At 71.8% G+C, this 12,340-nt stretch carries 10 protein-coding genes; 6 read left to right on the forward strand and 4 right to left on the reverse strand.

The features are described 5' to 3' along the window. Window positions 1–262 precede the first annotated feature (262 nt). Window positions 263–1,954, reverse strand: coding sequence for a cytochrome c oxidase subunit I (ctaD, locus tag AB0G32_RS21920; RefSeq protein WP_361165608.1), 1,692 nt, complete (start codon window positions 1,952–1,954; stop codon window positions 263–265). 466 nt (window positions 1,955–2,420) lie between these two features. Between ctaD and AB0G32_RS21925 the strand changes: the two genes are divergently transcribed. Next, window positions 2,421–2,636 carry an I78 family peptidase inhibitor gene (locus AB0G32_RS21925; RefSeq protein WP_361165611.1) on the forward strand — a complete coding sequence of 72 codons (216 nt, stop codon included), beginning with the start codon at window positions 2,421–2,423 and terminating at the stop codon, window positions 2,634–2,636. Window positions 2,637–2,716: 80 nt separating this feature from the next. Here the strand turns inward: AB0G32_RS21925 and AB0G32_RS21930 are convergent, their stop codons facing one another. Beyond that, complete coding sequence (locus tag AB0G32_RS21930) at window positions 2,717–3,724, reverse strand: phosphatase PAP2 family protein (RefSeq protein ID WP_361165614.1); 1,008 nt, start codon at window positions 3,722–3,724, stop codon at window positions 2,717–2,719. 240 nt (window positions 3,725–3,964) lie between these two features. Next, complete coding sequence (locus AB0G32_RS21935; RefSeq protein ID WP_361165894.1) at window positions 3,965–5,155, reverse strand: hypothetical protein; 1,191 nt, start codon at window positions 5,153–5,155, stop codon at window positions 3,965–3,967. Window positions 5,156–5,319: 164 nt separating this feature from the next. Between AB0G32_RS21935 and AB0G32_RS21940 the strand changes: the two genes are divergently transcribed. Together AB0G32_RS21940 and AB0G32_RS21945 are read left to right on the forward strand one after the other, a co-directional pair. Then, window positions 5,320–6,933 (forward strand): MFS transporter, encoded by a 1,614-nt coding sequence (locus tag AB0G32_RS21940; protein ID WP_361165617.1) that lies wholly within the window; start codon window positions 5,320–5,322, stop codon window positions 6,931–6,933. A 192-nt stretch (window positions 6,934–7,125) separates the two neighbouring features. Further along, window positions 7,126–8,301, forward strand: a complete 1,176-nt coding sequence (locus tag AB0G32_RS21945; RefSeq protein WP_361165620.1) for an acyl-CoA dehydrogenase family protein — start codon at window positions 7,126–7,128, stop codon at window positions 8,299–8,301. Window positions 8,302–8,347: 46 nt separating this feature from the next. Here AB0G32_RS21945 and AB0G32_RS21950 read toward each other — a convergent pair whose 3' ends face one another. Next, complete coding sequence (locus AB0G32_RS21950) at window positions 8,348–8,785, reverse strand: cell division protein SepF (protein WP_361165623.1); 438 nt, start codon at window positions 8,783–8,785, stop codon at window positions 8,348–8,350. 573 nt (window positions 8,786–9,358) lie between these two features. On the opposite strand from AB0G32_RS21950, the gene AB0G32_RS21955 reads away from it, so the two are divergent. From AB0G32_RS21955 to AB0G32_RS21965, 3 genes are all read left to right on the forward strand, one after another. Further along, a complete protein-coding gene (locus AB0G32_RS21955) occupies window positions 9,359–10,177 on the forward strand; it encodes a DUF1684 domain-containing protein (protein WP_361165626.1) in 819 nt (272 codons plus the stop codon). 206 nt (window positions 10,178–10,383) lie between these two features. Then, window positions 10,384–11,292 (forward strand): S1 family peptidase, encoded by a 909-nt coding sequence (locus AB0G32_RS21960; RefSeq protein WP_361165629.1) that lies wholly within the window; start codon window positions 10,384–10,386, stop codon window positions 11,290–11,292. Between the two features lie 182 nt (window positions 11,293–11,474). Then, a complete protein-coding gene (locus AB0G32_RS21965) occupies window positions 11,475–12,326 on the forward strand; it encodes a slipin family protein (RefSeq protein ID WP_361165897.1) in 852 nt (283 codons plus the stop codon). Window positions 12,327–12,340: the final 14 nt, after the last annotated feature.

Raw genomic sequence — 12,340 nt, forward strand, 5'->3', positions numbered from 1 at the left:
GGGTTTCCCGGCCCGCGGTCCGGGTGGGTCCCCGGCTCATGCAGAAGACAACGGGTGATCCGTGGCGGGAGTCACGCCCGGCGGCGAACGGAATCGAACCGACCGACGCGCACCGGCACCCGCCGGACAGCCTCCGGGCCGGTGCGTCAAGTCCGCTATCAGACAAGGGAGTTGAGGCGGTTCGGCGGGTCGTTCGTCGCTTCGGCGACGGGTCGACAAATCAGGAAATCGGGGAATGAATGGGGTGGCTGAAAAAGACCGGTCAGGGCTCCTCGGCGCCGGCCTGGTGCCGCTTCGGCTCGGGCTGCGGGGCCTGTCCCGCGTACGCCGGATGGTGCAGGTCGAAGGCGGGCGACTCGGAGCGGATGCGGGGCAGCGTGGTGAAGTTGTGCCGGGGCGGCGGGCAGGAGGTCGCCCACTCCAGCGAACGGCCGAAGCCCCAGGGGTCGTCGACGTCCACCTTCCTGCCGTACTTCGCGGTCTTCCACACGTTGTAGAGGAACGGCAGCGTGGAGAAGCCGAGCAGGAACGCGCCGATGGTGGAGAGCGTGTTCAGCGCGGTGAAGCCGTCGGCGGCCAGATAGTCGGCGTACCGGCGGGGCATGCCCTCCGCGCCCAGCCAGTGCTGCACCAGGAACGTGGTGTGGAAGCCCACGAACAGCGTCCAGAACTGGATCTTGCCGAGCCGCTCGTCCAGCATCTTCCCGGTGAACTTGGGCCACCAGAAGTAGAAGCCGGCGAAGGTCGCGAAGACGACGGTGCCGAAGACGACGTAGTGGAAGTGGGCGACCACGAAGTAGGTGTCACTGACGTGGAAGTCCAGCGGCGGCGACGCCAGGATCACCCCCGTCAGCCCGCCGAACAGGAACGACATCAAAAAGCCCGTCGCCCACAGCATCGGCGTCTCGAAGGAGAGCGAGCCCTTGAGCATGGTGCCGGTCCAGTTGAAGAACTTCACACCCGTCGGCACCGCGATGAGGAAGCTCAGGAAGGAGAAGAACGGCAGCAGTACCGCGCCCGTGACGAACATGTGGTGCGCCCACACCACCACCGACAGACCGGTGATCGCCATCGTCGCCGCCACCAGCGTCAGATAGCCGAACAGCGGCTTGCGGGCGAAGACCGGGATGATCTCGCTGATGATCCCGAAGAACGGCAGCGCGATGATGTAGACCTCGGGATGGCCGAAGAACCAGAACAGGTGCTGCCACAGCAGCGCGCCGCCGTTGCCCGAGGCGAACACCTGGCTGCCGAACCGCCGGTCCGCCTCCAGCACCAGCAGCGCGGCGGCCAGCACCGGGAAGGCCAGCAGGATCAGGATCGACGTGAACAGGGTGTTCCAGACGAAGATCGGCATCCGGAACATGGTCATGCCCGGGGCGCGCATCCCGATGATGGTGGTGAGGAAGTTGACCGCGCCGAGGATCGTCCCGAACCCCGACAGTGCCAGGCCCATGATCCACAGGTCGGCGCCGATGCCGGGGGAGTACACCTGGCTGTTGAGCGGCGCGTAGGCGAACCAGCCGAAGGCGGCCGGCCCGCTCGGCGTCAGCAGCGAGCCGAGCACGATCAGCCCGCCGAACAGGAACAGCCAGTACGACAGCATGTTCAGCCGTGGGAAGGCGACGTCGGGGGCGCCGATCTGGAGCGGCATCAGCTCATTGGCGAAGCCCGCGAAACTCGGCGTCGCGAACAGCAGCAGCATGATCGTGCCGTGCATCGTGAAGAGCTGGTTGAACTGCTGGTTGTCGACGAGCTGGAGCCCCGGCCGGGCCAGCTCGGCCCGCATCATCAGGGCCATGACACCCGCGATCAGAAAGAACAGGAACGACGTGATCAGGTAGAGGTGGCCGATCTTCTTGTGGTCGGTGGTGGTCAGCCAGTCCACCACCACCCGTCCCCGCCGCTCGGCGCGCACCGGCTGCGCCGTGGCCCCCAAGGTCTGCGTTCCCATCGCCCGCCCCTTCGTCGTCGCCTCCCGGTCCCGCCGCGCCCACGCCATGATGCTCGCGGCACCGGCCGGCCGACAGGGGGCGTACGGCGGTGATGTGCGCGCGGCCCGGGTCCGGCGCCGCATTCCGGGGGCCGCCGAGGAAGCACCGGGGCCGGAATGCGGAGTTGCCCGGGGACTTTTGGCCGGCTCTTGTCCGGCCTTTTTCGCTCGGCTATTCGAAGGGCTGGAACGCTTCCGGTGCGGACTCGCGCGAGGACTTGCGTGGACCTCGCGGAAGTGCGCGCGGGAATTCCCCCGGCAGTGCCGCGACAGTCCCGCGAAAGTGGGTGAGAACCGCTCGTCCGGGTGACGGAGTTCCGCCAGAACGCACAGCGTGATCTGTGACAGAAGTGTGACGGGGACGGGCCGCCGAACCGGTTACCGGCCCGGGCTTCCCCGGCCGGGAACCAGGGCATAGCGTGGCGGCATGGCACCGATTCCGACCCCCTCGGGCGAACCCCAGGACAGTCCGGACGCTTACCTCGGCCTGGCCGCGGACGCGGCCGAGGAGCGCGCGCGCGAACGGGGATGGACGGCCGTGCGGTCGCTGCCGCCCGGCGCGATCATCACCATGGAGTACCGGGTGGGCCGGCTCAACTTCGAGGTGCGCGACGGCCGCGTGGCACGGGCCTGGAAGGGCTGAGGCGGGGCTGCTGAGACACGGCGTCGGCCCCGGTTCCCTGTACGGGAGCCGGGGCCGACGAGTGCGTACCGGGCGGGTGGTCAGCCGCCCGAGACCGGGTGGGCGGGGGAGGTGGTGCCCCGGGGATGGCGGTCGGAGTGCGGCGGGCGGCGGCTGCCGGCCGGGGTGACCGGCGAGCGCTCCGCGCGGGTGCTGTGCGGGCCGGGGGCCAGGTAGACCGGCGCCGCCCGGGCGGAACGGGCCGTGGCGACCGGCTCGCGGGCCGGGGCGTCCTGGTCGGCGGCGGCCGGGGCGAGCACCACCGGACGGGACGCGGCGGCGGTCCGGCCGGGGCGGGCCGCGAGCCGGTCGCGCAGGCTCAGGAGCCAGGACTCGCAGCGGGCGATCAGCGGCTCGCACCACGGCAGGGCCAGCAGGACCAGCAGCCCCGCGATCCAGCCGAGGACCACATCGCTCAGCCAGTGCGTACCGAGGTACACGGTGGACATCCCGACGCCCAGCGAGGTGACCGCGGACAGGGCGGACAGCCAGCGGCGGGCCCTGGGCGTGGAGGCCAGATAGGCCAGGATGCCCCAGGTCACCACGGCGTTCGCGGTGTGACCGCTCGGAAATATATCGCCGCCGGACCACATCTCGTTGGCCCCGACGGTGACCGCGTAGTGCGGGCCGAGGCGGCCCATGCCGTACTTGGCGGCGCCCACGGTGATGTTCAGCAGCAGCAGCGAGGCGCCCAGCGCGAGCAGCGGCCGCAGCGTGTGCTGCCGCCAGGAGCGCCAGCCCAGCCAGGCGGCGACCATCACCGCGGTGGGGCCGCGCTGGCCCAGCACCACGTAGTAGTCGACGAAGGCGTGGATCTCCGGCCACTGCTGGTACGGCCGGAAGAACATGACCTGCCAGTCCAGCCGGACCAGCCAGGAGGTGATCACCACGGCCCACACGATCGCGACGTAGACCGCGAGCAACCCGGCGAGCAAGGCGATCCTGTGCGGGCTCATGGCCGGCACGTCGAGATGGACCGGCCGTTCGGGCTCCCGGTCCAGTCTCGCGAACACCCGGTCCAGACGGGTGAGGTTCCGTTCGGTACGCACCCAATCGACGTTACAGCGAGTGAGCTCCGGTCCCCGCCGAATCAACGGCTTTGTGATGACGATGTGATGTGGGATTCCTCTCAGGGCTCGCCCTAATTCCCTGGATTCGGCAGACCATGCCGACTGCGGCCTTCATTTCTTTTGATCATTTCAGGCGGCGGTTTTATCGTGCTTATGAATTCGTTCACCGAATGCTGGTGTGGAATTCTCCCGGTGCTCACCGAGGGTGTTCGCCGTCGGTCACGGCGGACCGGAGCCGTTCAGCCAGAACGCCCCGTACAGCGCCGACGCCACGGCGAGCACCCCCAGCACCGCCGCCGACCTGGCGGTCCGCCGCCGGGCGAGGGCCGCGGCGAGCGGCAGCAGCAGCGGGAAGGCGGGCAGCAGCAGCCGCGGCTTCGAGCCGAAATATCCCGACGCGCACAGGGCCAGTGCGGTGACGACCCCCGTGTACACCAGCAGCGGGAGCGGCAGCCGCCGCCGTACGCCGACGACGTACAGCCAGATCACCAGGGCGACGCCGGCGGTCAGGCCCAGGCCCGCCAGGGCCGACGGGAACGACGTGAACATGGCGGCCACGAAACGGGCGAAGGCCCAGCCGCCGTCGAACCCGTTGCGCCAGCCCGCCTGCACGTCGAGGTAGCCGAACGGTCCGCCGCCGGTGCGGTGCCCGACCCACAGCACGTACCCGGCGGCGCCCAGGGGCGCGAGCAGCAGTCCGAGCGCACACCGCGCGCCCTCCCCGGGGGCGCGACCGGTGGCAGGCGCGCCAGGTGCGGCGGCCGGGCCCCTGGTTCGCACGAATGCCGCAACGCCGGCCGCCCACACCGCCGCCGCGACCGCCAGCCCCACCGGCCGGGTCAGCCCGGCCAGCAGCGCCAGCGTCCCCGCCGTCAGCCAGCGGCGGGTGAGGACCGCGTACAGCGACCAGGCGGCCAGCGCCGTGAACAGCGACTCGCTGTACGCCATCGACTGCACGATCCCGACCGGCAGCACCGCCCACAGCAGCACCAGGCAGAGCCCGGCGCGGCGGCCGTACACATGGTCACCGACCGCGAAGATCCCCCAGGCCGCCGCGAGCGAGGCGAGCGCGCCGACGACGAAGCCCGCGTCCGCGTGCGACAGCGGCGTCAGCGCCGCGCCGAGCCGCTCCAGCCACGGCAGCAGCGGGAAGAAGGCCAGGTCGGAGTGGACGTCACCGTTCGGCAGCCGCACCTGGTAGCCGTAGCCGTTCGCGGCGACCCGCGCGTACCACAGGGAGTCCCAGCGGGCGGTCAGCAGCGGGTACGCGCTCTTGTCGCGCGCGGCGCTCCACAGGGCCAGGGCGACCAGGCCCAGGGCGCGTACGGCCGCGTAGCCGAGGAGCGCCCCGGCGGCCCGGCGCGCGGCGCCGGGGCGGGTCGGCGCGGGGCGCTTCTCGAGTTCGGTCACGGTCACGGTCACGCGCTCGATTATCGGCGCCGGGCACGAGCCGCCGGACGGCCGGGCGGCCAGTGGCGCACGCCACACCCGCGACCGGGGCCGGTGAGAGGTGTGCCACGTGGGGCGGGCGCGCACTCGCGTACTCTGGCGAGCCACTTCTTGGAGGTACGTACATGTCCGGGACGACCGCGGCCGCCGCCACGCCGCGCCGTCGGACGGCCGGTGCCGGTGCCAACCGCTGGGTGGTCCTGGTCGTCCTCTGCGTCAGCCTGCTGCTGGTGGCGCTCGACGCCACCGTGCTGCACGTGGCGGTGCCCGCCGTCACCGAGGACCTCAGGCCCGGCGCCGTCGAACTGCTCTGGATCGTCGACGTCTACCCGCTGGTCTGCGCCTCGCTGCTGATCCTGTTCGGCACGCTCGGCGACCGGGTGGGCCGGCGCCGGATCCTCCTGCTGGGGTACGCGCTGTTCGGCGTCGCCTCGGCCCTCGCGGCCTGCGCCGGCAGCGCTCCGGTGCTGATCGCGGCCCGCGCGCTGCTCGGCGTCGGCGGCGCGATGATCATGCCCGCGACGCTGTCGCTGCTGCGCGAGGTCTTCCCCGACCGGCGGGAGCGGGCGCTCGCGATCGGCGTGTGGAGCGCGGTGGCGGCGGTGGGCGCGGCGGTCGGACCGCTGCTCGGCGGTCTCCTGCTGGAGCACTTCTGGTGGGGGTCGGTCTTCCTGGTCAACATCCCGTTGATGCTGGCCGGCCTGCCGGTGGGGCGGCTGCTGCTGCCCGAGTCCAAGCCCCGGTCGGCGGGCCCGGGGCAGGGGCCCTGGGACGTGGCCGGCGCGCTGCTGGCGGCGGCCGGGCTGTTCGGGCTGGTGCTGGGCGTCAAACGGCTCGGCGGCGGGGAGCCGGCGGCGAGCGCCCTGACGGTGGTCCCGCTGCTGGCGGGCGCCGGGCTGCTGGCCCTGTTCGTACGGCGGCAGCGGCGGCGGCCGTATCCGCTGGTGGACCTGCGGATGTTCCGGCGGCCGGCGTTCAGCACCTCGGTGGGGTGCATCGTGCTGGCGATGCTGGCGCTGGTGGGTCTGGAGCTGATCGCGGCGCAGTACCTGCAACTGGTGCTCGGGCTGTCGCCGCTCCAGACCGGCCTGCGGCTGCTGCCGCTGACCTTCGCGGCGATGGCGGCCGGGCTGGCGGGGGCGCGGCTGCTGCGGCGGTTCGGACCGCGCCGGACGGTGTGCTCCGGGTTCTGCCTGACGGCCGGGGCGGTGCTGCTGCTGACCGGGCTGGGGCGGACCGACGCGTGCGGGCTGATGCTGGGCGGGTTCGTGCTGCTCGGCTTCGGCCTGGAGACCACGCTCTTCGGGGCGTACGAGTCGATGCTGAGCGAGGTGCCGCCGGAGCAGGCGGGCGGGGCGGCGGCGATCGGGGAGACGTCGTACCAGTTGGGCGCCGGGATCGGGATCGCGCTGCTCGGTACGGTGATGAACGCGGCGTACGCACCCGCGCTGGCGGACGTTCCCGGGGTGCCGGCGGCGGCGTCGGCGGCGGCGGGGCGGTCGCTGGGGGAGGCGTACGAGGTCGCCGCGCGGCTCGGGGGGCCGGGCGGGGCGGCGCTGCGGTCGGCGGCGGCGGGGGCGTTCGTGCACGGTCTGCATGTGACGTTGGTGGTGAGTGCGGGGTTGCTCGTGTTCGGGGCGGTGCTGGCGTTGCGGTTGCCGCGGGGGATGCGGGGGGCCGAGGGGGCGGCGGGGGTGCCTTCGCCGCGCGGCGAGGTGGAGTCGCGGGTCTCGGTGTGAGCGGTTCCTTCTCCCACCGCGCACCGCCCGTTTGCTGTCCGTTGCCAGGTGGACGTCGCTCGTGGGGCTCGTTCGCCGTCGGCGGCTCGCGGTGCGTGGGTGGGAGAGTTGCTGGACGTGCGGCACGACGCGCCGTAACGTCGGCCGGGAGCCGTAACTAGCAGTGCTAGTTTTAGTCCACGGAGGGTGTCCATGCCCGTGTCCTTCAACCCCGCCGACCCCCTCGGCCTCGACGACCTGCTCGACCCCGAGGACATCGCCGTCCGCGACACGGTCCGGTCCTGGGCCGCCGACCGCGTACTGCCGCACGTCGCCGACTGGTACGAGCGCGGTGAACTGCCCGGCATCCGGGAACTGGCCCGCGAACTCGGCGGCATCGGGGCGCTCGGCATGTCGCTCACCGGGTACGGCTGCGCGGGCGCGAGCGCCGTCCAGTACGGCCTGGCCTGTCTGGAGCTGGAGGCGGCCGACTCCGGCATCCGCTCCCTGGTCTCCGTGCAGGGCTCCCTCGCCATGTACGCCATCCACCGGTTCGGCAGCGAGGAACAGAAGCGCGGCTGGCTGCCCCGGATGGCGGCCGGCGAGGTCATCGGCTGCTTCGGGCTGACCGAGCCCGACCACGGCTCCGACCCCGCGGCGATGCGCACGTACGCCAAGCGCGACGGCACCGACTGGGTGCTGAACGGGCGGAAGATGTGGATCACCAACGGGTCGGTGGCGGGGGTGGCGGTGGTGTGGGCGCGCACCGACGACGGCATCCGCGGGTTCGTGGTGCCCACCGACCGGCCCGGGTTCAGCGCGCCGGAGATCAAGCACAAGTGGTCCCTGCGGGCCAGCGTCACCAGCGAACTCGTCCTCGACGACGTACGGCTGCCCGCCGACGCGGTGCTGCCGGAGGTCACGGGACTGCGCGGCCCGCTCAGCTGTCTCAGCCACGCCCGGTACGGGATCGTGTGGGGCGCGATGGGCGCGGCCCGCGCCTGTTTCGAGACGGCGGTGGAGTACGCGAAGACGCGGGAGCAGTTCGGGCGGCCCATCGGCGGCTTCCAGCTCACCCAGGCCAAGCTCGCCGACATGGCGGTCGAACTGCACAAGGGGATCCTGCTCGCCCATCACCTCGGGCGGCGGATGGACGCGGGCCGGCTCCGGCCCGAACAGGTCAGCTTCGGCAAGCTGAACAACGTACGGGAGGCGATCGAGATCTGCCGTACCGCGCGGACGGTCCTCGGCGCCAACGGGATCTCCCTGGAGTACCCCGTGATGCGGCACGCGACCAATCTGGAATCGGTGCTCACCTACGAGGGCACCGTCGAGATGCACCAGCTCGTGCTGGGCAAGGCGCTCACCGGACTCGACGCGTTCCGGTAGGAGTCCGGGAAACACTGCGGGCAGGGCCGGCGGGGGCGGCCCTGCCTCAGCTCTGGTTGAAGAAACCGTCCGTGCGGTGCGCGGCCGGTTCGCCGTTGATGACCTGGGTGTCGGCCGGGCTCAGCAGGAACACCCGGCTGGACACCCGCTCGATGGAGCCGCGCAGGCCGAAGATCAGGCCGGCCGCGAAGTCGACCACGCGCTTGGCGTCGCCGGCCTCCATGGCCGTCAGGTTGATGATCACCGGGACGCCGTCCCGGAACAGCTCGCCGATGGCGCGGGCGTCCCGGAAACTGTCCGGGGTGACCGTGCCGATCCGGCGGCCCCGCTCCTCGGCCGTGTCCGCGGCCACCTTGACCCGGGGGTCCGTGACCCAGGCGTCCCCGGATTCGTTGCCCTCGGAGTAGTCGTCGTCGTAGTAGCGCTCGTCATCGTTGTCGTCGACGAGGCCGAGCCACGCACTCGCCTTGCGTACCGATCCCATGGACGCCTCCTTCCTCAGCGGTCTTTCGTGCCTTCCGCATCCCTATGGTCATCCATGATGCGGACGTCGCGCCAAGTGGATAGACGCCGCGCGGGGGGTTTGTGACGGTACTGGTGCACAGCGAATCCGTCGAGAGTCCTTGTGTCCCAAGGGCCGTTCCCCAAACGGATGCTGACCGTGAGTGAAATATGACTCTTCCGGGCGGACGGGTGAGGGACGGGGCGTCCGGGTGAACCCGGCGGCGGGTGCGATGCCGCAGCTCAGCGTCGTACGGGGCACGGGGGAGTGCCGTGTTCCGGGATCGTCGGGCCCGGCCGGCATCGGCTCGGGGAGCGCCTCAGGAGCCAGTGAATGGCGCACTTGTGTGGATTGTGTCTCGCTTTGCGCGAGGACCCGCGAGGACCACGGATGGTTCGCGCGAATCACGACCAATTGTGACGGGCTGCGCATATCGGTGTTGACGGAGGCTCAGGTCAGCGGCTCCGTGGCGCCGTCGGCTTCGGCACCGCCATCCTGGCCGACGCCCGCCTCGCCGGCGCGTGGGTGGGTGAACCGGTGTGAAAGGGTCGGTTCATGACGACGACGGACCCGGGCGGCGCGGCGGCCGGCCCGCGGGCGCGGTGGCGGCGGTGGCACGAGGACCGCGTGGCGACGGTCTGCGCGCCCTACGGCCCGCTCGCGCTGACCGGCACCCACTGGCTGGAGGACTGGCCCGGCGGACGGCTCCCGGGCGTCCCGGGGACCTGGACCGCGGAGGCCGGCGGGGTGCTGCTGACGGCCGGTGCGGCCGACGGGCTGACCGTGGACGGCCGGCCCCTGGACGGCGCGGTACGGCTCACCGCCGACGCGGGGCCGGTGCGCGCGGCCCGGGTGGCCCGCGGGGAGCGGCGGCTGGTCGTGCTGGTCCGGGAGGGCGTCTGGGGGGTGCGGGACTTCGACCCGGCCGCCGAGGCGCGGCGGGCGTTCCGGGGCATCGAGGCCACGCCGTACGACCCGCGCTGGTCGGTGCCGGGGCGCTTCGTCGCGTACGGCGGCGGAGCACGCGCGGTGCGGGTGCCCAACGCCGACGGGCGGGAGCGCGGCCTCGGGCTCGGCGGGGAGCTGGCCTTCACCCTGGCCGGGCGGGAGCTGACCCTCCAGGTGGCGGTCACGGCGGACGGCTCGCTGTGGGCGGTGTTCGCGGACGCCACCAGCGGGCACGGCAGTTACCGCTTCCGGTTCCTGTACCCGCCGGCGCCGGACCCGGACGGCCGGACGACGGTCGACCTCAACCGCGCGCAGTTGCCGCCGTGTGCCTTCGCCGACCACTTCGTCTGTCCGTTCCCGCCGCCGGGGAACACCCTTGACATCGGTGTCGAGGCGGGAGAGCGGCGACTGGCCCGAGTGCGCTGAGTGAGCCGACCGTGCCGGTCGTACTAGTGGTGACGGCCGAAAGGCACCCTTGCGCCGACCGTTCGTTCGGCCGAATACTCCCACTCAGCGCTTGTCAGGGGCACGCCGTTTCCGGAATCCGGACATCCGGGGGGCCTCTGGCTGCGCCTCACGGGCCCGGCAACCCCACGAATGGGCCCCCTACTTCCCCCGTGGAGGAACGAAAAGTGAGGATCAAGCGCACCACCCCCCGCAGCGGTATCACGAGACGCACCCGGCTGATCGCCGTCTCCACCGGTCTCGTCGCCGCCGCCGCGATCGCGGTCCCCAGCGCGACCGCGGCCGACACCCCCACCACCTTCAGCTCCGCCGAGCTCAAGAGCGCGAGCGCCTCGGTGCTGAAGGCCGACGTCCCGGGCACCGCCTGGGCCGTCGACAGCAAGACCGGCCAGGTCCTGGTCACCATTGACGAGACGGTCTCCCAGGCCGAGATCGCCAAGATCAAGCAGCAGGCCGGGGACAACGCCGGCGCGCTCACCATCAAGCGCACCAACGGCACGTTCAACAAGCTGATCCAGGGCGGCGACGCCATCTACGCGAGCAGCTGGCGCTGCTCCCTCGGCTTCAACGTCCAGAGCAGCAGCGGCGTCCAGTACTTCCTGACCGCCGGGCACTGCACCGACGGCGCGGGCACCTGGTGGTCCAACTCGGCGCACACCACGACGCTCGGCACCACCGCCGGGTCCAGCTTCCCGACCAACGACTACGGCATCGTCCGGTACACCAACACGTCGGTCGCCAAGCCCGGTACCGCCAACGGTGTGGACATCACCAGCGCCGGCACCCCGAGCGTGGGCGCCACCGTCATCCGTGACGGTTCCACCTCCGGCACCCACAGCGGCCGGGTCACCGCCCTGAACGCCACCGTCAACTACGGCAGCGGCGACATCGTCTACGGGCTGATCCAGACCACGGTCTGCGCCGAGCCCGGCGACTCCGGCGGTTCGCTCTACGGCAGCAACGGCACCGCCTACGGTCTGACCTCCGGCGGCAGCGGTGACTGCACCTCCGGTGGCACGACCTTCTTCCAGCCGGTCACCGAGGCCCTGAGCGCCTACGGCGTCAGCGTCTACTGAGCCGCCCGCCCGCGGTCGCAGCCAGCGGCACCACCGGCCCCCGCACGGCAATCGCCGTGCGGGGGCTCCCTTTTGCCCGGAACCGGCGTTACCGTCGAAGAGCGCACGAAGAGCGGTCAAAGCGTGCACTTGGAGCATACGCGGATCACTCGATGCGCCCACTTCGGACCCGGGGGGCCGTGATGGTCGAGGAGCTGGTGGCGGCGGGAGCGGCGGTCGCGGCCGCGGCGGCGGTCTGCGCGATGGCCGCGGCGCGGGTCGTCAAGCAGTACGAGCGCGGTGTGGTGTTCCGGCTCGGCCGGCTCCGGCCGCGGGTGCGCGAGCCCGGCCTCACCCTGGTGGTCCCGTTCGTGGACCGGCTGCACAAGGTCAACCTCCAGATCGTGACCATGCCGGTCCCCGCCCAGGAGGGCATCACCCGGGACAACGTGACCGTGCGGGTCGACGCGGTCGTCTACTTCAAGGTGGTGGACGCGGCGGACGCCCTGGTCGAGGTCGAGGACTACCGCTTCGCGGTCTCCCAGATGGCGCAGACCTCGCTGCGCTCCATCATCGGCAAGAGCGACCTGGACGACTTGCTGTCCAACCGGGAGAAGCTCAACCAGGGCCTGGAGCTGATGATCGACAGCCCGGCCATCGGGTGGGGCGTGCAGATCGACCGGGTCGAGATCAAGGACGTCTCGCTGCCCGAGACCATGAAGCGCTCGATGGCCCGGCAGGCCGAGGCGGACCGGGAGCGGCGGGCCCGGGTCATCAACGCCGACGCCGAGCTCCAGGCGTCGAAGAAGCTGGCCGAGGCGGCCAAGGAGATGTCCGAGCAGCCCGCCGCGCTGCAACTGCGGCTGCTCCAGACGGTGGTGGCGGTCGCCGCCGAGAAGAACTCCACGCTCGTCCTGCCCTTCCCGGTGGAGCTGCTGCGGTTCCTGGAGCGGGCCCAGCAGCCGGCGCCGCCGGAGACCGGCCGGAGCGGGCCACCGCGCGTAGACGCACAGCCACCGGGCGCGGCACAAGAGGTGGAATCCAGACAGGAGTAGACCTCACTCTCCGG

The sequence above is a fragment of the Streptomyces sp. NPDC023723 genome, assembly GCF_040639815.1.
Classification (GTDB): domain Bacteria; phylum Actinomycetota; class Actinomycetes; order Streptomycetales; family Streptomycetaceae; genus Streptomyces.

What these genes read in the sequence shown, in the direction of transcription:
- ctaD (WP_361165608.1), bottom strand. Translation starts at nt 1,954, where the DNA reads ATGGGAACGCAGACCTTGGGGGCCACGGCGCAGCCGGTGCGCGCCGAG.
- AB0G32_RS21925 (WP_361165611.1), top strand. Translation starts at nt 2,421, where the DNA reads ATGGCACCGATTCCGACCCCCTCGGGCGAACCCCAGGACAGTCCGGAC.
- AB0G32_RS21940 (WP_361165617.1), top strand. Translation starts at nt 5,320, where the DNA reads ATGTCCGGGACGACCGCGGCCGCCGCCACGCCGCGCCGTCGGACGGCC.
- AB0G32_RS21945 (WP_361165620.1), top strand. Translation starts at nt 7,126, where the DNA reads ATGCCCGTGTCCTTCAACCCCGCCGACCCCCTCGGCCTCGACGACCTG.
- AB0G32_RS21950 (WP_361165623.1), bottom strand. Translation starts at nt 8,785, where the DNA reads ATGGGATCGGTACGCAAGGCGAGTGCGTGGCTCGGCCTCGTCGACGAC.
- AB0G32_RS21955 (WP_361165626.1), top strand. Translation starts at nt 9,359, where the DNA reads ATGACGACGACGGACCCGGGCGGCGCGGCGGCCGGCCCGCGGGCGCGG.
- AB0G32_RS21965 (WP_361165897.1), top strand. Translation starts at nt 11,475, where the DNA reads ATGGTCGAGGAGCTGGTGGCGGCGGGAGCGGCGGTCGCGGCCGCGGCG.